This window comes from Flavobacterium sp. Flavsp81 (assembly GCF_059491325.1).
The window spans coordinates 3,968,676-3,989,693 of sequence record NZ_CP168505.1 but is presented as its reverse complement, the minus strand read 5'-3'; the positions used below and the strand labels follow the sequence as shown (position 1 = coordinate 3,989,693).

At 32.2% G+C, this 21,018-nt stretch carries 16 protein-coding genes; 1 reads left to right on the top strand and 15 read right to left on the bottom strand.

Features of this window, described 5'->3' with window-relative positions; translation table 11 throughout:
- Positions 1-40: 40 nt before the first annotated feature.
- The gene (locus tag ACEN92_RS16780) at positions 41-2,428 is read right to left on the bottom strand and encodes a penicillin acylase family protein (protein WP_495639484.1); all 2,388 of its coding nucleotides are present in this window, start codon (positions 2,426-2,428) and stop codon (positions 41-43) included.
- 114 nt (positions 2,429-2,542) lie between these two features.
- Here ACEN92_RS16780 and ACEN92_RS16775 point away from each other — a divergent pair, with 114 nt between their 5' ends.
- Positions 2,543-4,099, top strand: a complete 1,557-nt coding sequence (locus tag ACEN92_RS16775; RefSeq protein WP_495639483.1) for a hypothetical protein — start codon at positions 2,543-2,545, stop codon at positions 4,097-4,099.
- A 91-nt stretch (positions 4,100-4,190) separates the two neighbouring features.
- Here the strand turns inward: ACEN92_RS16775 and ACEN92_RS16770 are convergent, their stop codons facing one another.
- The 14 genes from ACEN92_RS16770 to ACEN92_RS16705 all read right to left on the bottom strand — a co-directional run bounded on the left by ACEN92_RS16770 (position 4,191) and on the right by ACEN92_RS16705 (position 21,007).
- Entirely contained in the window at positions 4,191-4,628 is a 438-nt protein-coding gene (locus tag ACEN92_RS16770) for a glycine zipper family protein (RefSeq protein ID WP_495639482.1), read from the bottom strand.
- Between the two features lie 101 nt (positions 4,629-4,729).
- Entirely contained in the window at positions 4,730-6,004 is a 1,275-nt protein-coding gene (kynU, locus tag ACEN92_RS16765; protein WP_495639481.1) for a kynureninase, read from the bottom strand.
- 371 nt (positions 6,005-6,375) lie between these two features.
- Positions 6,376-7,425, bottom strand: a complete 1,050-nt coding sequence (gene queA / locus ACEN92_RS16760; protein ID WP_495639480.1) for a tRNA preQ1(34) S-adenosylmethionine ribosyltransferase-isomerase QueA — start codon at positions 7,423-7,425, stop codon at positions 6,376-6,378.
- Between the two features lie 351 nt (positions 7,426-7,776).
- Entirely contained in the window at positions 7,777-9,006 is a 1,230-nt protein-coding gene (locus ACEN92_RS16755) for a 3-phosphoshikimate 1-carboxyvinyltransferase (RefSeq protein ID WP_495639479.1), read from the bottom strand.
- Positions 9,007-9,104: 98 nt separating this feature from the next.
- Entirely contained in the window at positions 9,105-9,431 is a 327-nt protein-coding gene (locus ACEN92_RS16750) for a nucleotide pyrophosphohydrolase (RefSeq protein ID WP_007811153.1), read from the bottom strand.
- Between the two features lie 25 nt (positions 9,432-9,456).
- Entirely contained in the window at positions 9,457-10,965 is a 1,509-nt protein-coding gene (locus tag ACEN92_RS16745) for an ATP-binding protein (protein WP_495639478.1), read from the bottom strand.
- Positions 10,966-11,143: 178 nt separating this feature from the next.
- On the bottom strand, positions 11,144-11,542 hold the full coding sequence (locus ACEN92_RS16740) for a DUF7793 family protein (protein ID WP_495639477.1): 399 nt from the start codon (positions 11,540-11,542) through the stop codon (positions 11,144-11,146).
- A 39-nt stretch (positions 11,543-11,581) separates the two neighbouring features.
- Complete coding sequence (locus tag ACEN92_RS16735; RefSeq protein ID WP_495639476.1) at positions 11,582-13,996, bottom strand: aminotransferase class I/II-fold pyridoxal phosphate-dependent enzyme; 2,415 nt, start codon at positions 13,994-13,996, stop codon at positions 11,582-11,584.
- 190 nt (positions 13,997-14,186) lie between these two features.
- Positions 14,187-14,471 carry a DUF3858 domain-containing protein gene (locus tag ACEN92_RS16730; RefSeq protein WP_495642358.1) on the bottom strand — a complete coding sequence of 95 codons (285 nt, stop codon included), beginning with the start codon at positions 14,469-14,471 and terminating at the stop codon, positions 14,187-14,189.
- A gap of 6 nt (positions 14,472-14,477) precedes the next feature.
- Complete coding sequence (locus tag ACEN92_RS16725) at positions 14,478-16,499, bottom strand: transglutaminase family protein (protein ID WP_495639475.1); 2,022 nt, start codon at positions 16,497-16,499, stop codon at positions 14,478-14,480.
- Between the two features lie 4 nt (positions 16,500-16,503).
- Positions 16,504-18,411 (bottom strand): DUF3858 domain-containing protein, encoded by a 1,908-nt coding sequence (locus tag ACEN92_RS16720; RefSeq protein ID WP_495639474.1) that lies wholly within the window; start codon positions 18,409-18,411, stop codon positions 16,504-16,506.
- Positions 18,412-18,474: 63 nt separating this feature from the next.
- On the bottom strand, positions 18,475-18,927 hold the full coding sequence (gene dtd, locus ACEN92_RS16715) for a D-aminoacyl-tRNA deacylase (protein WP_495639473.1): 453 nt from the start codon (positions 18,925-18,927) through the stop codon (positions 18,475-18,477).
- A 2-nt stretch (positions 18,928-18,929) separates the two neighbouring features.
- Positions 18,930-19,607 (bottom strand): hypothetical protein, encoded by a 678-nt coding sequence (locus ACEN92_RS16710; protein ID WP_495639472.1) that lies wholly within the window; start codon positions 19,605-19,607, stop codon positions 18,930-18,932.
- Positions 19,604-21,007, bottom strand: coding sequence for an AAA family ATPase (locus ACEN92_RS16705; RefSeq protein ID WP_495639471.1), 1,404 nt, complete (start codon positions 21,005-21,007; stop codon positions 19,604-19,606). The genes ACEN92_RS16710 and ACEN92_RS16705 overlap by 4 nt, the downstream gene beginning before the upstream one ends.
- Between the last annotated feature and the right edge of the window lie 11 nt (positions 21,008-21,018).

The following is a 21,018-nucleotide window of genomic DNA, read 5'->3' as shown; positions in this document are numbered from 1 at the left end:
TTTTTTAAGGTTATGAGGTTTTAAAAATGAAATCATTTTTTTATTTTTTAGGTTTCAAAACCAGTTTTGTCGAAGTTTTTATAATTTCTTCTTTGTTAAGTTTCATTTTTCTGAACTTGCCTGCATTATACATTTCAGCCTGATCGTTGTAATGTTTGCTAAATTGATTTCCTGATTGTCCGGTTGGTAAAATGCTCCAACTGTTTTCTATGTCCGAAAAATCGACAACTCTTCTCGTTGATGGTCCGCCTTTTACATAATATTTACCATCATCGTTATAACCAAAAAACTGATTATTAATTACCTCATTTGATCCCGGTACAGCAAAGGGCCCGACATTAAATAATTTTCGTAAGGCAGCTATTTTTCCTAACGGATGTTCGTGTTCAACAGTATGTACTTTCCCCCAGGTCCAATCAGAAACAGAATTCCCTAATTGTTTTTGAAGTGCTGTAATCGCCTGATGAAATGACTTTGAAATAATTTCACTTCTCGTCTCTTTTATATTTTCAGTGTTGATATTATCCCACCAAACCGAATTTTCATTTGTGACTTGTCTGGCGATTACTTGTTTGCCTATGCTGGTTCCTAAAAATAAATTAAAATTATCCTCACCCATTTCATCTTCAAACGTGTTTTTCAAATACTGATAAATCCATTTAGTATAGATTGTTGGGGCAACAGCTTCGATATTATGAGTTCCGTTCCATGATTTCAAAACTGCAACCGCTTGTTTTTCTTCCACAGAAAGCGAACTGGTATTTACATTCGAAATTAAACTTTTAACCGTGCCGGCAACAACAGGTGAAACATTATCATAAATCATTTTACTAATTGCCTCTTTATCCCAATCGGATTTTGGTTCTAATATTGCTGAAATTCTTTTAGCCCGGTCTTCAGGCAAATAATATCCCGGATACAGATAGCCGTCAATTGCTTCAGGCTGATTATTTGCCGAATATACATATCCCCATTTTGGATTTTCAGCAGATGGATTTTTAGAAAAATCCAAATATTCCACAATATCATCTTTACCACTTGCCCCGTCTAAAATAAAAAACGAATTAACCCCTTTATTGTGTTTGTAAAGCTTTCCTGTTGCCCACCAGGCTACATTTCCTTTGGCGTCACCATACATGACATTCAATCCCGGAGCTGCAACTAATTGCACTGATTTTCTAAAATCATCCTTGTTTTTAGCGTGCGAAAGACCGTAAACAGCATCCAAAATCTGAATAGGTTCCCGTGTATAAGTCCATGACATCGCTATTGGGTTTTTACTTTTTAAACGTTCCAGCAAATCATTCATAATTGATCCGTGGCGACTCGATTTAATGGTCAAAACCACATCTGATGTGTCTTTTACCTTGATTATTTTTTTTCTGGTTTCATACATACTAAAACCGGTTGGCGTCTGATACTGATTTGAATCTCCCTTTTTATTTGTTTCCTGATAAAAATCAATATCATCATTTTCGAACATTGTCAGACCATAAGCATAATCGCGATTGTGTGCCAATAGCGGAAACGGGGTTCCTGCAAGATAACAGCCATACAATTCATAATTGGGTGTTACCAAATGTGCTTCATACCAGGTTCCGGGCTGCGAAAATCCAATATGTGGATCATTAGCAAAAATTACTTTTCCGCTTTTGGTTTTATTTGGACCGACAACCCAGCTGTTACTGCCAATAAATGGCGGAATCGGGGATTTATCTAACAAAGCCGCTATCGATTTTGAAATTGTAGTATATTCTTCTAAATTTTCTTTTGAACTTTTAAGTTGTGTTGTATTAAACGCTCCTTCAATTCCTAAATCTTTCAAATATTCAGCACCATATTTATTTCGGATTGTTGTCAATAACGGATCTGTTTTTTGAGCCATTGCAAAACTAAAAGACATGTATCCGAAAATATTATAAACATCTTTTATCGTAAATTTTTCTTTTTTCACACCTACCAAAGTAAACTCAAGCGGCGTAACACCTTCTTCTAAATATTGATTAATTCCGTCTAAATATGCCATTGTCAATTGATAACTCAGGCTGTTTTCGTCTAATTTGGAAATGGCTTTCGCCGAAGCTTCTTCAATACCGATTCCGGAGAAAAATTTATCATTTTTAAGCGCTACCGATCCAAAAATCTCAGACAATCTTCCCGGTGCAATACGTCTTAATAATTCCATTTGCCATAATCTTTCCTGCGCATGTACATAGCCTAAAGCGGTCATTGCATCTTTTTCAGAATCGGCATAAATATGAGGAACACCAAAATCATCAAAATAGACTGTGGTTTCCTTCTGTAGATTTTTTAACTCCAGCTCTCCTTCATATGTAGGCTTCAGATGAAATATATAACCACACAAACCTATACCGAGGATAACTATCAGCAATAATAAAATCAACAGGATTTTTTTAATTTTTCTCATATTCAAAACAGTATAAACATATCTAATTAACTAATGATGTAACTTAAAGATATAATCATATAAGAAACAAAGTTTTTAAAAGTCTAAATTTATGTATTAAAACCAATACGATAAATGTCAATCTATAAAAAATTAGCAATCGGTGTAATTTCAGTCTTTCTTTTTGTGATTTTAATCAATATTGGCCTCAACTATTGGATAAAAAAACAACTGCCAATTATCATTCACGAGAAAAACAAAACAGTATATCACATCAATTACGAAAAAATTGAAGTGGATCTTTGGTCCAGAAACATCTATGCAACGACATTGTTGGTTCATCCAAAAAACGAGCCTAAAGACAGCAAAAATGGACTTTATTCTAAAATTGAATCTGTAACGATTAAACATTTTAATATTTGGGATTTAGCCTTTCATGATATTATCCAGGCCGAAAGCATAATCATAAATAAGCCACGGATCATTTTATATAAAAAAAATGAAAAGCTTTTGAATAACAGCAAAAGTATTCAGACCCAAATTATTGAACCATTCCAAAAAATCATAGCGGTTTCTAACATTTATATTAATGACGGAGCTGTAGATGTTGTTTCATTAAAAACAACCAAACCTATTTTTAATATCAAAAAAATCATTTTGAAACTGGAAGGGATTTTGATAACTGATGCAACGCTGAAAGAAAAAATTCCGCTTCACTACGAAAAATACTCTCTGATTTGTGATAGTATTTATTATAAGCCAAATCCTTTTTACCATATCAATATTGGTAAAATCATTACCGAAAACAACTTTCTGAAAATCAATAAATTATCTGTTTTACCAGCTTATTCCCGAAAAGTTTTTGTCCGGAAACTTGAAAAGGAAAAAGATATTTATACTTTGAAATTAGATTCTGCCAATATCAACAATCTGAAATGGGGCTTTAAAGATGATCGTTTTTTCTTTAATGCTTCCTCAATAGTTATGGATCATTTTGATGCTAATATTTACCGCAGCAAAATGCCAAAGGACGATTTAAGCAAAAAATATCTGTACAACGCTTTATTGAGAAAAATTAAATTTCCGATGAAAATTGATTCTTTACAAATTCGAAAATCAAAATTGGTTTATGAGGAAGAAATTGATTTTTCTAAAGGGCCGGGGATTTTGACTTTCGAACATTTTAATCTTCAGGCCAATAATCTTCAGAATGGTTTTGGATTAAAAAAGGCTGACGATGTAAAAATCAATATTGATTGTCAGTTCATGAAAAATTCGCCTTTACATGTTAATTGGAATTTTAATGTTTTGGATTTAAAAGACAGTTTTCATATTCAGGGAAGAATTTCAAATTTTAATGTTGCAGCGCTTGCCAAGTTTACCAGACCTTATATAAACACTTCTTTTACGGGAACTTTTAAAACATACCGTTTTAATTTTTATGGAAATGACAATAGCGCGACAGGAAATGCATCCTTAGTTTATGATGATTTAAAAGTGAAACTTTACAAAAAGAAAAGTCCGGAAAAAGAAGCAAAATTAAAAACTGCTATTGCCAATTTAATCCTGAAAAATGACTCGGATGATAAAGCCAAAAAGGCATCGGTTGAATTAAACCGAATTCAGGAGAAATCATTTTACAACTTTTTATGGCGTAGTATAGCCGAATCTTTAAAGAAAATTTTAATATAAATTCAAACACTTCAAAATCTGATATAATATAAAAAACCCGATTTAGAATTCTAAATCGGGTTTTTTATATATGTCACACAAGTTTCAAAGTTTATTCTTTTTTCTTACTGCTATCAATAATGGCTCCCGTTCCGGCTCCAACTCCGGCACCTGCCAAACCTCCAATTATAGCTCCTTCGCCTTTTTTCTTACTTATGGCTGCTCCGGTAATAGCACCAACTCCGGCACCAATTACAGCACCTTTAGCAGCAGAACTCCAACCTTTCCTTTTCGTCGTTGTTGTAGTTGTGGCAGTACCATCAGCCTGACGATTTACAACAACTACTTTTTGTGATTCGGCTTTTGCATCTTCTTTTTCTTTTTCCAATTTAGCCATCTCTACTTTCATTGAATCAATAACTTTTTGTTTATTAATTTCAACTTTCATCGAATCAATACTAGCTTGTTTCGCTTTATTAATATCTATCTTATCCTTATTCTGACACGACATGATACTTAAAGCTGCTAATAATATATATACTACTTTCATGATTGCTGGCTTTTAAATTATACCATAACAAATTAAACCACAACCGGGACCAGTTGTGTTATATGATTTAGTTAAAATATTATAAAATTATCTGATTGGATTTATCGCAGAATTCCTTTTTTAAGTATTTGACCAAAATCATACATGTCTTCATAAGAGCAATACAACGGAACCGGAGCCAGACGAATTACGTTAGGTTCGCGCCAATCTGTAATAACTCCGTTTTTCATTAAATAATCGAATAAACTTCTTCCTTCCCCATGTAAAAAAACAGATAATTGAGAAGCTCTTTCTTCCGGATTTGAAGGTGTTATAATTTCGAAACTACTGTTCACTTCTTTGTCTATTTCGTGCAAAATGAATTCAAGATAAGAAGTAATTTTATCTCTTTTTGCAATCAGCACATCCATTCCAACTTCAGCAAACATTTCAACCGAAGCTAAATAGGGTGCTAATGAAAGTACCGGTAAATTACTAATTTGCCAGCCTCCAGCTCCCTGAACAGGATCAAAAGTGGGCTCCATTTTAAAACGGCGCTCTTTATTATGTCCCCACCAGCCTGCAAAACGAGGCAAATCAGAATTGTTATGATGTTTTTCGTGCACAAAACAGCCGGAAGCATTTCCTGGTCCTGAATTCATATATTTATAACTGCACCAGGCAGCAAAATCTACATTCCAATCATGGAGTTCCAGTTTGATGTTTCCTGCAGCATGTGCTAAATCCCAGCCGACTTTTGCACCAACTTTCTGACCGGCAGCCGTAATGGTTTTCATATCAAAAACTTGTCCTGTATAATAATTTACTCCTCCTATTAAAACCAAAGCCAGTTCATCGCCAACTTCTTCAATTTTGGCTAAAACATCTTCCAGACGAATATTGTGTTCGCCTTCACGGCGTTTAATTTCTACAATTGCGTCTTCTGGTTTGTATCCATGAAAATCAACCTGACTTTGAAACATATACTGATCGGAAGGAAATGCTTTTTCTTCGCAGATAATTTTATACCGCGTTGATGTTGGCTGATAAAATGAAACCATCAACAAATGCAGATTCACTGTTAGAGTATTCATTACGGTAACTTCTGAAGGCAATGCCCCAACAATTTTACTCAACGGTGCTGCAAATCTCTCCTGATAATCCCACCATGGTTTTTCAGCATAAAAATGACCTTCAACCGCAAGATTGCCCCAGTCATTCATTATTTCGTCTATATAAGCCTGGGTACGTTTTGGCTGTAGCCCCAAAGAATTTCCTGTAAAATAAATAACGCGTTTGTCGTTTACTTTAGGAAAAATAAATTGATTCTGGTAATGATTTAAAGGGTCTTGTGAGTCAAGTTGCTTCGCGAATTCGCATGTATTTTGAAAAGTCATTGTTTTTGTTTTGTGCGGTAAAAATAACAAAAAATGCTCTAAAAGTTTGTTTTTGTTTCAGGTTTCAAGTTTCAGGTTCGGACGTTACTAAAGTATTGATACGTGGATGAACAGATCCGCTATCGCGAAAACGCAGATGAAAACGGATTTTTCTTTTGGATTGAAATTGCGTTAGGGATAGAAATGGAAAGCTTTTACAATGAAAATGGTAGTAATATTGCAACGAGGAAGCGACCAGCGGAAGCTACCGCAGTGCTAGTATTACTTGGTTTTTATTGCAAAACTTGAAATGGATAGCCCGAAATACGCCCTAATTTTAAAACAAAAAACCCGTCATCACTGACAGGTTTCTTAAATCTATATGTTTTAGATTAGATGATTAACATTGCATCTCCGTAAGAATAAAATTTATATTCTTCTTTGATTGCTTCGTCATATGCTCTTTTCATTAAATCGTGACCACAGAAGGCAGAAATCATCATTAACAATGTTGATTTTGGTGTGTGAAAATTTGTAATCATACAATTTGCAATACTAAAATCGTGAGGAGGAAAAATAAATTTATTTGTCCAGCCTTCATAAGGATTTAAAGTACTTTGAGAAGATACAGAGCTTTCGATAGCACGCATCGAAGTAGTTCCTACTGCACAAATACGTTTTTTATTTGCTTTGGCAGTATTTACTATATCACAAGCTTCCTGTTTAATAATAAGTTCCTCTGAATCCATTTTGTGCTTTGATAAATCTTCAACCTCAACCGGATTAAAAGTTCCAAGACCAACGTGTAATGTTACCTCGGCAAAATTTACTCCTTTGATTTCTAACTTTTTCAAAAGGTGTTTAGAAAAGTGTAAACCTGCAGTTGGTGCAGCAACAGCTCCTTCTTCTTTTGCATAAATAGTTTGATATCTTTCGGCATCTTCCGGAGTTACTTCACGGTTGATGTATTTTGGAATTGGAGTCTCTCCGAGTTCTGTCAGTTTATTTCTGAATTCTTCATAAGAACCATCATACAAGAAACGTAAAGTTCTTCCACGAGAAGTTGTATTGTCGATTACCTCGGCAACTAATGAATCGTCATCACCAAAATAAAGTTTATTACCTATTCTGATTTTACGGGCAGGATCAACCAAAACATCCCAAAGACGTTGCTCTGAATTCAATTCTCTTAATAAGAAAACCTCAATTCTTGCGCCTGTTTTTTCTTTGTTTCCATACAAACGTGCAGGAAAAACTTTAGTATTGTTAAGAATCAAAACGTCACCATCATCAAAATAATTGATAACATCTTTAAACATTTTGTGCTCTATAGTTTGTTTTTTACGGTCAATGACCATTAAACGAGATTCGTCTCTGTTTTCTGCCGGAAATTCGGCTAAAAGTTCTTTCGGTAAATTAAACTGAAAATGTGATAATTTCATATTTGAATTGTTGATTTTAGAATGTAGAATTTAGATTTTTATATCTAAAATTATAAATCGTGTGCAAATATACGATTGTGAGACAGGCGTTGTCAAGTGTTTTGCTGTTTATTTTCAAAAGTCGTTGATTTACTGATGGTTTGACTTCATTAAAAAACGTTTTTTGCACCATAGTAAGTGATATAAGTTCATTTAATTTGAATTTTTGAAATTAGTGAATGTTTTTTGTTGGTTAAAGCTGAAAAATTAATCATAAAAAAACCTCCAGTTGAAACTGAAGGCAATTCATTTTGAAGTTCAATATTTACATTCAGTTTAAATGAACTTATATTTCTTATATGGTAAAAACAATTACAATTCTGAAATTTCGAAGTTCAATTCTTTTAAATCATTCCAAAAATCAGGATATGATTTTGAAACTACCTCAGCGTTTTCGATAATAATAGGCACTTTAGTCGCTAAAGGAGCAAACGCCATTGCCATGCGGTGATCATTATAGGTAGCAATTTTTACATTAGGATTAATAGTATCGGAAAGTCCTAAAGTTAAGCTGTCATTGGTAACCGAAATATTTGCGCCTAATTTTGTCAGTTCGATTTTAAGTGCTTCAAGTCTGTCTGTTTCTTTAATTTTCAGTGTATGAAGACCTGTTAAATGACATCCAATCCCTAAACCTAAACAGGTAACTACAATTGTTTGCGCTATATCCGGCGTATTATTCAAATCGAAATTAACTGTTTCAAATTTAAAATCCTTTTGTTTTACCAAAGTCATTTTATTATTCTGAAATGTAGTCTGAACACCCATTTTTTCATAAATAGAAACTAAAGCAGAATCCCCTTGTAAACTATTTTCTTTATAACTGCTCAATGTAATCGAAGCTGCATCAGATAAAGCAACTAAGCTAAAAAAGTATGATGCCGAACTCCAATCTGATTCTACCACCATTTCTTTTGAAGGAACATCGGCTTTTGGATAAACTTTAATCATATTCCCTTCAAAACTGGTGTTGATTTCTAAATCGTTCAGCAAAGCCAAAGTCATTTTGATATATGGAATTGAAGTAATTTCGCCTTCTAAAGTAAGTTCTAAGCCATTTTCCAATTTTGAAGCTACTAATAAAAGTGCCGAAATATATTGGCTGCTTACGTTTGCTGCTAAACTTACTTTTGAAGCCGTAACTTTTTTTCCTTTGATTCGAATTGGCGGATAACCAACTTCTTTTTCATACGATATCTCAACTCCTAATTGCGCCAAAGCTTCAACCAGAATTTTTATCGGACGCTCCTGCATTCTGCTGGAACCTGTCATTACTACTTCCCTGCCTTCATTTACAGCAAAATAAGCTGTTAAAAAACGCATCGCAGTTCCTGCATGATGTATATCTATAATTTCGTCATGACCAACTAAAGCTTTTTGCATGACTTCACTATCATCCGAATTAGAAGTATTTGCCAAAGCGATATTTGGAAACAATGCTTTCAGTAACAATAACCGATTGGTTTCACTTTTTGATCCTGTAATATTTAGTTGTGAGTTGTCAATTGTGAATTGTGAATTCGTGCTTAATTTTAAATTCATGATTTTAGTTATGAGTTGCGAATATGAGTAACATAATTCGAGCGCGCAATTTACCACTCCTCATTCATAATTCAAAATTCACCATTAATATTTCACAATTATTTTAATTTATCATTGTTTTTGTGACGGTCTTTATCCCTAACGGACTTTAAATCCATTTTTTTATCGAAAGCGGCCTGCAAATCAATTCCGGTTTGATTCGCTAAGCATAAAACCACAAAAACTACATCTGCCAATTCTTCGCCTAAATCTTTGTTTTTATCGCTTTCTTTTTCTGATTGTTCTCCATAGCGGCGCGCAATAATTCGGGCAACTTCGCCTACTTCTTCAGTAAGTTGTGCCATATTTGTAAGTTCGTTGAAGTAGCGAACGCCGTGTTCCTTGATCCAGGTATCAACATCAAGTTGTGCATTTTTCAAATTCATTATTATTATTTACTTTAAATATCTATTATTTTATTTTGTGAACTAATTCTGTTATAATATTATACAACTCTTCTGACTCGAAGGGTTTGGACAAATATTTTTCTATTCCTACAGAAGAACAGGCTTCAATAACAGAGCCTGTCACAACAGCTGTTAATGCTATAATCGGGATATTTTTTTTTGTCTTGTCTTTCAAATTACGGATGATCGAAGCAGCTTTATACCCATTCATTATTGGCATCATTATATCCATCAAAATAACATCAAAATTTTCATGAATAACTGCCTCAACCGCTAGACTTCCATTTTCTACAGTAACACAATCAAAATTAAATTTTGAAAGCAGTTTTTGCACCAAAATTTGATTAATATGATTATCTTCTGCTAAAAGAACTTTTATTCTTTCGCTGGTATTGACAAAAATGGCTGATTTATCTTTATTTATAATTGAATTTAAATCTACTAAATTAGAATTTTCTTTCGCAAAAGGTAAGTTTACTGTAAATTTCGTACCAACATCAACTTTACTTTTCACATGGATTTCGCCATTCATAATAGTAATAATTTTCTTGATGATGGTTAATCCTAATCCTGTGCCGCCATATTTTCTTGCCGTATCATTGCTTATTTGAATAAATGGGTCAAAAATAACATCTATCTTATCTGAAGGAATCCCTATTCCTGAATCTTTTACAGTCACTTTTATATAATGAAACCCTTCGTCTTCATTATCAAACTTAATTTTTAATCTGATTTTCCCTTTTACAGGAGTAAACTTTACGGCATTACTAATTAAATTAAATAATATCTGAGAAACCCGAATGGAATCACCATTAAGTATTACAGGAACTTTTTTATCGATTTCAATTTTAAAATCTATCGCTTTTCCCTGTATTTTAGTAGAAAAAGTATCGTAAATCAGCTGGATCTGTTTTGATAAATCGAAGGGTTTTTCATAGAGTGTAATTTGTCCCGATTCAATTTTTGCTAAATCCAAAATATCATTGATAATCACGAGAAGAACATCTCCTGACATTTTTATATAGTCTAATTGCTTTTTACTGTCAGCATCTAAAGAAGGATTTTTTAACAATAAATCCGTAAATCCCAAAATGCCGTTAAGCGGAGTACGAATTTCATGGCTCATACTTGACAGGAATTCATCTCTTGCCATGGCTAATTGTTCAGAACGTTTCTTTTCTTCGACTAGTTTTTTATTAATATTTTTTAATAAATTCCTAGAAACCATTACTGATTTTAATTCTTCAATATAGGTATTAAATCCCATGCAAAAGACATCTAATTCATCCTGATTTTCTGAGACAGGTAAATAATTAAAAAAATCTCCAGCATAACAATTTGAGATATGTTCAATGATAACATCGGTTCTTTTCTTTTTAGATTCAATTTTTTCAGCCAAAAAAAGTAACTCTTTATGAACATCATCTAAACTATTTCCGGTTGTAAGCTGTTCTTGAAACTCATCTGCATTGATTGAACGAACTAAAGCTAATATTTCTTCTAGTCTAGTCATTTAATTTATCGTTTCGTTTTATGTAACTAATTTACATTTTTTTTAGGAAAAAGTTGTCAAAAAAGCAATTTAAAAAAGATAAGTTCACTTTAGTTTTTATTTCCAGGGTGATTTAATAGTTTTTTTGGTATTGAGAAAAACAAAAAAGGGATTTGATTTGTTTAATCTTTAATAGAAATCATATTGATTCAACCCGTTCGTATTTTTCCTTTAATTGGTTTAACCAATTAATCGCATCATTCTTTTTTGTAAAACCTTTTAATGGAACTATGGGTTTTTTCAATCTCATAAATGCATTGAGAATAAATTTTGAAATATGAGAATTTAATACTGCCGCGCATGCAGCTAAGTGTTCCTGCCCATTTTTTTCAGCATAATCACGTGCATCTTTATCATAAGATTTAATTCCATTAAAATCATAACACCAATATTGTTTTTTATTATCTGATATCTCAGTGCGTAAATCAATTATTGCTTTTATGTTTTCAATAGTACCCTCAGTTGGTTTTTTAAATTGAGAATATAGAATATTATCTTCTATCCAAAATTTAATAAAATCATTTTCTACTTCTTTCATATCAGGATTTATTTTTGGTGTCTTACTTATTATCCAATTTTATACATTCGAATACGACTCAATTAATTCCAAGTTGTATGTTTCATCTACTTTTAGATAAGCCCATGTAGGAACAGTCAAAGCTAAATATTTTTGCTTTTCAAAATCAGCGGTCAATCCCAAATAAGTAATTTTTTTATTTAGGTCGTTTCCTCTTTTCACCATTTGAAACATGGCTTGCTTGTATATATGATGGGTATTAATATAATCATAATCTAATCCAACAATCAAAGGACAATAGTGATCATCACCAATATGTCCAAAGATAACAGCAACAACGTGGTTATTTTCTTTTAGACTAATTTCAATAAATTCCCACTCTTCATATTTAGAGAGAATTTTAGCCATTTTTTCAGGATATTGAAAAAAGTTGAATGAATAATTGGCATTTTTGACATTTGCAAATAAATCAAAATATTGAGTTGCCTCCTCATCTGTTATCTGATTTTTGATTTTAACATCAAACTTATCAAGATGTCTGATAGCATATTGTTTAATGTTATCTCGTTTTTTACTGGATTTTATTAATACCATCAGATCATTGGTGGTTTCCCATTTAGGATTCTTGATGACATTGGTGTTTGGCATTCGTATTTTTGCGTACCCCTCATCTTCTATTATGTGGTTTAAAACATTGCCTTCTTCAAAATCTCTAAAAATAACTGCTGTTGCCTCAATGTCTTTTTTTACTTTTGAAACAAAATCAAATAAATGATTAACTGAATTTCTCCATTCAGGGTGTTCAATATCTACATAAATAAAATCCCCTTCACAAAACAGAGAGCCCATTGCCAATGTTTTTGAGCATAGGTAATATGGATCATTCATACGCACATCTTCTATTTGTTTTGACACATTTTCCTGCGCTACCATATCATCTTTATAAATAGCCCCCGTGAAAAATGTAGACAATACTAATTTACCTTCCCGGTCTTTAATTATAATGTAATGAAAGCTCCAATTCTCTTCTGGTTTCTCATTATTGGAAAAAATTTCTTCCATTGCCTGCATTCCTGAATGGGTAATGTTGCCTCTGTCCTTAAACATCGAATTCCAACTCTCTGCATTTATATCATGTATTGTTGTATATTCTTCGATCACTAAACCTGAATTATTTACCGGGTCAATTAGTAAATTGTTTTCATTTTTCTGCAAACGATATCCGAACTCTTTATACACTCTTTCAACACTATCTCCTTCTTCTTCAATAGCCCTGGGTAAATGATAGGCCATTACATCTGTAAGCAAGTCAATATCAGCTTTTGTGTTGTGACGGGTCAATGTAAATCTTAACCCTGATTTATCGTTAGGAACCACTGGAAACATAGCTGTGTTTACATAGATTCCTTCTTCCAAAATTCGATGAACAAAATTTCGTGTTACTTTATTTAACCCGCTCCCAATAAAATAAATAGGAGAATTGGGTGAAGAAATATTCGTGAGATTTTTTTCTTTCAATCTCATATTCATGTAACTCATCAGTTCTTTTAATTCTGATTGATAAGTATAAATGTCGTTGGATAGATGAATTTTTGCAGAAGCTATTGCTGCTCCTGCATTCGCAGGAGATAATGGGTGAGAATAACTCAATGGTCCGCCAAAAACATCTGTTCTGCGATACATTTCCGGATCTGCAAAAATAGCTGTTCCCCCTACACAGCCAAAACCTTTGGCAAGTGTTGATATTAAAACAATACGTTCATTAATTCCCAGTCGGTCATAGATATACCCTGCTCCATTTTTTCCATCCCAGCCCATCCCATGTGCATCATCAAAATACAAATGCAGTTTCGGGTATTTATCAAGTAAGTTTTTTAAAATAGTGGTATCCGGTAAATCGCCATGCATTGAATAAACACCATCTGCCATATACCAAATGCGGTTGTATTTATTGTAATTTTCACGAATCATTTCCTCTAACATTTCATAATTAGAGTGTCTTACCATTTTTACTTCTGTTCCCTGTAATTTGGTATTTTTACAAGGAAACTGCACACTAAAGTGTACTTGTTGATCGAGTATTATTAAATCATCCGATTTGATAATTGTCGCTATAACAGAAATATGCGCATTTGAAGTTGAAGTATAGCAGATAACTTTATTACCATCAAATATTTGAGACATTAACTCTTCCAGCTCCTGAATGTAAGTGGGACGAATGTATGCCCTGGACATCGATAATTGCGTACCGAATTTCTGTGTTAATTCGATTGAATTGGCTATTAAGTCGGGATGCATTTCTAAGCCCAAATAACCACATGTTCCAAAATTTATTAAATCCCTCCCTCTAATAGTAAATTTTTTACCATTAAAAGTTTGTTCTTCAGAATTAATATGCATGATTCCTTTTTCTTTCGCGGAAGTCCAAACATTATCAACAACATCTAGGTAATTATTATGGTTTATTTTTGCCAAAATTTAAGAATGTTAAATTATAGATTAAGGATTTTTACTTAAAAGTAAAAAATAAAAATTTAACAGCATTTTTAAAGCAGAAATAACTGACAAACAAGGCGATAAGAATTTAAAAATAAAAATATATAAAGAATAGTCTTATAATACAAAAAGAAAAACTCAGATTAGTTATTGATTTTTCAATCTATAATTATATTTTTTTGAGTATAATTTTCTCATTTTGACTGGTAATCGCTTTTTGAAAAAGATCTTTTAAGACATCGTACTCATCTGCGGCAAAAATACTATTGCTAATTTCTTTGATACTTGCAATTTGAATTTTATTTCCCATATTGGAAATATCTAATACAAAAACTATTTTTTTATCTTCTGATGAGATCCGAATAGGCTTTGGCATCGATTCTACCATATAGCCTTCGGGAATATCTAAACTCAAATTGAATTTTTCTTGTGTCGGATTACTATATTCGCAAATTTCATCTTATATCTTTTTTAAAACGATCTTTTCCGTTTCTTTAGCAATCATTCCTTTATAATATTCCTTTAACATTTCATATTTTTCAGTTGAAACTATTGCTTCATTAATTTGGTGTACAATAGACAATTGAAGTGTATTTTCGTTTACTACAATATTAAATTTAAAAGTTCCTAAATTATCCGCCGTTGTTAGTATTGCAGGAGCCGGTAATGTTTCTACCGTAAATCCTTCGGGAATTTGAATTGTGATATTATATTTATCTGCATAAGGAAAACCAAAATCTACAGGATACTCTCTTACTTCCTGAGTAAACGGATTTTTGTTATTTGTAAAAAATAACATCGGACTAACATAAATTTTACCTCCAATCAGTTCACATAAGTTATTCCCCGTAAAAGAATATGTTTCTATAATTGGCAATAAAATATCTTTTTCATTTGTTCTGCTGTATTCACTGATTTCAATTTTATTGTTGTCGTTTTCGAGTTTTTCCAGGTATTCATCCTCTTTAAGCGAGCTAACATTATTCCTTGTTATCATTGCATTATAATCACTGCATTGTCTTCTGGCTTTACCTGTTACCTTTCCTTCAGAATCAATACTGTAATTCATAAAAACGATATCGTTCGAAAGTTTTTTAGGCATCAAATCTACTTCTTCGGAGGTTCCGTCTTTTCGAATTAATCTTCCAAACCAGTTTAAAGTTCTAAAAGGCAGAACATTTGGAGTTGAAAACTTATCAGTTGCATCTAATAATATATTACCATTTGGCGTTTCAACAGCAGCAATTACATAATTAAAAGCAGTTCTGTTAGGAAATAAAGCAATTCCGTTTGACCTTGTACTTACTAAAACCGGGTTTGCAGTCAAGCCTGCATAACGCAACATCGCGGTTAACATTAAATTTATCTCCGCAACATTCCCGGTTTTTTCCTGATAAGCTTTTCGCACCCCTTTATCGCAACCATAACTATGATAATTATCCCATTTCACTCTGGATTTAACATAATTTAATATAACCAATATTTTTTCTTCGGGTGTATTTATTCCTGCCAAAATTGTTTTTAAATCATCTTCAAAATATCCTGTTTTATTTAATTCCGGGCCAAAATCGTCATATTCATAAATTGTTTTTGCTACTGAATTCCAATCTGCAGAAAAAGATTTGATGGGGCTGTTCGGATATTTAATCATAGAAAGTTCCTGTTCTAAACTGGAAGTATAATTATCTATATTATTAACATACGATTCCTCTTTCATAGCAGGTAAATCCTGAGCGATATAAGTTGTTTGTGTTTCAAGATAATCAACTTTATCTGTAGAATAAGTTGTTTGTGCAGCTGAGAAACCATTGCCTCCCGATCTTTCTTTATTTGTAAATACAATTGATTTTGATCGTTTTTCTGTAGTTGCTTTAGGAAAAACATATCCTTTTTGCCTAACATTAAAAGTATAATATTCCGGAATATAAGTTTTAAATTCAGAATAATTAACAGGAATGCCGGTTTGAAAAGCCCAGTCTCGCATCATCCCTATATTAGATGTTCTTACAGTATAGCTATATTCCAATACAGAACCTTCTTTTACATTAGGCATGGTAATCTTTTTTCTGGATCTGTATTTATTAACCTCTTCATTAAAAACTCCATCACTTTTTAATTTAGTCTTTTCAATTTTACCATTGACTAAATTAAAAGTATTGACATCTGAAAACTCGACTTTTTCTCTTGAATCATTATCCCCTATATAATACGTTACACTTTGATTTGCCCAATCATAACCTTCTTTTTTATATATTTTAATACGCACATCTACTTGTGTAATTAAAACAAATCCTTCATTATTATATTCTATGCTGGATTTTCCTTTTTTATATAATATTGCAGCTACTGCCGAAGTATCCTTTGGATGCACTTTTTGTTCTAATTCGGCAATTGATACTTTTCCTAATTTAAATTCTTGGGCTGTTAAATTAAAAAATGGAAAGAAGAAGAATAAAATAATTGGCAGTTGGTTAATTTTCATCTGGTTAGTTCTTGGTTAATATAATTTTGGCGTTATCGTTTCTTGAAACCTGTTCCATAAAAGCACGGTATTCATCATATTCCTTATTTGAATATTTACCTTTATTTATTAGCATGCTGCGCTTATAAGTCAATTTATTATTTTCTTTTTTGATGATTTCGGTTTTATATTCTCCAAATTTCCCTTTCAATTCAAAATTTGAAGGAAGAAATTCGACAGAAAAACCTGCAGGCAAATTAACTTCAATTTCATCAGTATCTAAGTAGCCGCGCTGAATCTGAAAAGGATTCTTTCGGTTTCTGATACGTTTAACATTTCCATCATTTTTATTGAACACATCAACAGTAAAAATCATCTTATTTGCAGAAATAGCTGCATAATTTACTGCGCTGATTTGAACATCTTCAGTAAAACGAATATTCTCTTTATCATTGGTAAAAATTATTTTGCCTAGTTTAAGATTATTAATGTTATCCCAATATTCTTTATAGTGTGTTTCTTTTTCTGTAGGCTGTAAAGTTTCTATTCTGGATTTCGAACTATATTGTGAGCCTTCAGAAATTATCATAACTGAACCAGAAAAATTACCATTTTCATCAATGCTGTAAGTACCTTTATCCGTTTGGGTATTCCCTTTGTCCTCATATATTTTGGTCCTGACAATTATTCCACCTTCCGGTTTAACCACTAAAACATCTCTGTCATCCGTAAAAGTCCCCTGATAGCCAAAAGGATCATCCTGGCTTGTACATTCCAGCCATGTATAATTATCCCCGTTTGGAATTGCCAGTATCATATGATTTCCCTGCATAGAAACAAAATCAGACTGAATATCGGACTTGTTACGATCACCATATAAAATAGTATTGTATGAAGGAACATCAACTGCCTGCAAAAGTGCTTTTGTATAGTTTGATAATGCTTTACAATCTCCATAACCTAAACGATCAACATCAGAAGCAAGCATGGGTTTCCATCCTCCAATACCAATAGCGATATTTACATATCTTGATTTTTTCTGCACATAGTCATAAATGATTTTCGCTTTCTTTACAGGATCTTTTTCGTCGCCAACAAGTGCTTTTATCTTGGCTTTGGTTTCTTCCGGTAAAACAGTAGTTCCTGTTAGGATTTTATCACCGTACCATTTACCAAATGCTTCCCAGGTTGTTGCTGTTCCGTCGACACCTTCTAAATGAAAACTTTCTAAACCCATCATTACTCTTGGGAAAAGATCGCGGGAAGATGGACTAAAATCTTCTGATTTCTGAGCTAAAATACTAGTTGCAACATAACTTAGTTTTGTATCGGTATCGACTGTTTTTTGGATATTAAAACCAGAAAACTGAAACTCCTTCTTTTTAAATCCAAGATTATTAGGAAAAGTAACATTTAAGACACATTTCTCTACACTTGTATAATAGCCTCCCAAAAAATACCGTTGTGGTATAAAAGCTGTATTTGAAGTTTCAATTTCACTATTATAGATAATCGTAAAAGGATATGAGATTGGAGTATATTCTAAATAAAGCACACGATTATCCGAAAAAAGAGTACTCCCGCCTACAGTGCTCTGATCTTTAAAATCTTTTCGTTTGATTTTCTTAATTTCATTTCCAAACGCATCGTAAACAATTGCTTCAATACTTTTTATTGATGTTGTTTTATCATAGTGCTGATAAGCATCAATTTCACTTGATCCTTTTTCGTTTAAAACTGTTACAACTCTTTGTGTTTTGATATTCATACTTCTTTGGGAAGAAATTGTAATATCCATTTGATCCAGACGAACAACCGCATTCGCATTTTCCTTAAGACTATCAGCAATTTTGGTTATAGCATACTCGCTCTTTTGGGCAGAAGAAATAAGCGTAGACAAGAAAAAAAGTAACACAAAACAAGAGCTTTTCATTAGTAAGTATTTTCGCCAAATATATATTATTTTTAGAAATTCTTAACAAATTCTTAAGACTTTTTACTCCTTGTTTTTACTGTCAATTAAAATCGTCACAGGGCCGTCATTTAAGAGGCTGACTTTCATATCCGCACCAAAAATTCCTGTTTGAACTTTTTTATTAAACTCTTTTTCTAAAGATTTTACGAAATTCTCATATATTGGAATCGCAAATTCGGGTTTTGAAGCTTTTATATATGAAGGACGATTTCCTTTTTTTGTAGAGGCATGAAGCGTAAATTGGCTTACCACAATTATATCGCCATCAATATCCTGAACAGAGCAGTTCATGACATCATTTTCATCGCCAAAAACCCGCATTTTAATGATTTTCCCAACCAGCCAGTCGATGTCTTCCGAAGTATCGGCATCTTCAATTCCAACTAAAACCAATAATCCTTTTTGAATATCAGCAGTTTTATTTCCATCAACAGTAACTGAGGCCGAAGAGACCCTTTGAAGAACAACTTTCATTTTTATTTATGATAAAAATTCAACAATTTAAGCTTTTCAATTAGTGAACTCTTAAATTTCAAATAAGATGGTAATTTCTCTAATTCTGACAATTCGACTTTCTGTCCGACAATTTGATATAAATCAGAAATGTTTAAGCCTCTATTTCTTTTTCTCTTCGTTTCATCTTCCTTTGACAAACGTATAATTTCTTCTATTAGACTTTTAGGGTCATTTAATTTTTCAGGACTCAAATGAATGCCTAATTCAGCATCAGTTTTTTCAATACCTATTTCACTTTTCAAAAGTGCTTTATCAGCAATCATCCAAGATTCAGTCATTTGAACCGGAACAATAGCTACTATATGTTTACAATAGAATTCATCATTTTGTGCTGAAAGAATCTCTTGTGCAGGAATTATTTTATTTTCAAAAATTAATTCATCGCTTTTACTATCTGCATCAGTATGTACAAACAATAATAAAATGCTAAATTTTTCAAATGCATATTTAGATGCTTCTAATACTTGTTGATTAAAAGTTAATCCACTTTTGTCAATTTTTATTATTTCTAATTCTACATCTATATCGCCACTACAATCAAAAGCGACATCTTCTAAAGTTCTTTTTACAACGCTTTCTAAAAATCGATTATCAGTAGTTCCTTCAGTAAATAATCCAGTTAAAATGAAATTACTCATGAGTTAAAAATTATATCTTCAAATTCTGCTGTTTGCAAATAATCTTTAACTATGGCTAAAGTTAGTTTCCTGTCTTGTTCAGAGAATACTATATTAAGTTGCTGAAGCTTATCATCTTTAATTACTCTACTAATTTTTGTAGTACTAATTTTCAATCTTGTTTTGTTTATTTCAGTTATTGTATTTCTCATTTGAGCATACCAAATACTTACATTTTTATCATTCTGCCATTTCATCAAATTACCTACCAAAACAGGAGAATGTGTATTTACGATTACTTGTCGAAGAGGTATTCCTGTTTCATTAAAATTTACAGATAAATCCTTGAGTAAATCGGTCATCGCTTTAATTCTAAAGGGATGAATACCATTCTCAGGTTCTTCAAAACATAATAAACCAGTATGTTTATCATCAAACTCTAAAATACATAAAGCCAAAATTCTTAAAGTTCCTTCTGATAAAACTCTTGATGAAAATTCTTTCTTTTCAACATCTTTAAGTTTAATTAGATATTGTTTATTTTCTTTATCATCTATAACATCAACTTCTATAAAATTAGGAAGGAATTTATTTAGCTTTCTCGAAATCTCTTTCAATGCATAATTATCCTCTTGTTTAATCCTATATAAAGCTGCAGCTAAATTCCTTCCACTAGTTGATATTGTATCTTCACCATTGTTTTTACTAGTTGCTTGACGTAAATCTTCTGGATTAAGTTGCAAGAATTTCCAACTTTTCATTTCCTCTTTAGCTGCCAAAACATGTGGAAAGTCAATTGTATCAAAACTACTTAAAACAGTTCTTGTAGCATTATTTAAAGGAAATCTTCTTTTAACACCACCAGCACCATCTTGAGGAACAATTACCGCTAACAAGCTATTCTCAGTTTTAGTTTCAATATAAGGAATTCCTCTCTTTCCCGTTACTACTTTTGGCCTCCAATACTCTAACGCTTTTTTTGAAATCAAATTAATCCATTTATCTTCTTGATGATTTAATTTGATAAGATTTTCTTTTGAAACTAATAAATCTTCAATTCCTGAAGAATTAGTAATTCTTTTAATTGACAACTCGTATCTTAATCTTGTATATTTTAATTTACTCTCATTTCCCCAAGCATCTTTTATATTCTTATTCACCAACATTTCAACGATAAACTCCATTTCTGTTGCAAAATTATCATCACCATATTGAGTAAACAATTCTATAAATTCTCCTCTTTGCTCATTAAACGCTTTTTTTAAATTATCAGAATCTGCAAGTCTCGACAATAATGTTAATGAATCAAATAGATTACTTTTCCCAGAAGCGTTTGCTCCTGCAATTACAGTAAAAGGTGTAAATTCCATTTCAAAATTATGGAAGGACTTAAACCCATTTATTTTAATATATGTAATCATATTTTTTATTT

Excerpts from the sequence above, each read along its gene's own strand:
- ACEN92_RS16780 (WP_495639484.1), bottom strand. The coding sequence starts at position 2,428 with ATGAGAAAAATTAAAAAAATCCTGTTGATTTTATTATTGCTGATAGTT.
- ACEN92_RS16775 (WP_495639483.1), top strand. The coding sequence starts at position 2,543 with ATGTCAATCTATAAAAAATTAGCAATCGGTGTAATTTCAGTCTTTCTT.
- ACEN92_RS16770 (WP_495639482.1), bottom strand. The coding sequence starts at position 4,628 with ATGAAAGTAGTATATATATTATTAGCAGCTTTAAGTATCATGTCGTGT.
- kynU (WP_495639481.1), bottom strand. The coding sequence starts at position 6,004 with ATGACTTTTCAAAATACATGCGAATTCGCGAAGCAACTTGACTCACAA.
- queA (WP_495639480.1), bottom strand. The coding sequence starts at position 7,425 with ATGAAATTATCACATTTTCAGTTTAATTTACCGAAAGAACTTTTAGCC.
- ACEN92_RS16755 (WP_495639479.1), bottom strand. The coding sequence starts at position 9,006 with ATGAATTTAAAATTAAGCACGAATTCACAATTCACAATTGACAACTCA.
- ACEN92_RS16750 (WP_007811153.1), bottom strand. The coding sequence starts at position 9,431 with ATGAATTTGAAAAATGCACAACTTGATGTTGATACCTGGATCAAGGAA.
- ACEN92_RS16745 (WP_495639478.1), bottom strand. The coding sequence starts at position 10,965 with ATGACTAGACTAGAAGAAATATTAGCTTTAGTTCGTTCAATCAATGCA.
- ACEN92_RS16740 (WP_495639477.1), bottom strand. The coding sequence starts at position 11,542 with ATGAAAGAAGTAGAAAATGATTTTATTAAATTTTGGATAGAAGATAAT.
- ACEN92_RS16725 (WP_495639475.1), bottom strand. The coding sequence starts at position 16,499 with ATGAAAATTAACCAACTGCCAATTATTTTATTCTTCTTCTTTCCATTT.
- ACEN92_RS16720 (WP_495639474.1), bottom strand. The coding sequence starts at position 18,411 with ATGAAAAGCTCTTGTTTTGTGTTACTTTTTTTCTTGTCTACGCTTATT.
- dtd (WP_495639473.1), bottom strand. The coding sequence starts at position 18,927 with ATGAAAGTTGTTCTTCAAAGGGTCTCTTCGGCCTCAGTTACTGTTGAT.
- ACEN92_RS16710 (WP_495639472.1), bottom strand. The coding sequence starts at position 19,607 with ATGAGTAATTTCATTTTAACTGGATTATTTACTGAAGGAACTACTGAT.
- ACEN92_RS16705 (WP_495639471.1), bottom strand. The coding sequence starts at position 21,007 with ATGATTACATATATTAAAATAAATGGGTTTAAGTCCTTCCATAATTTT.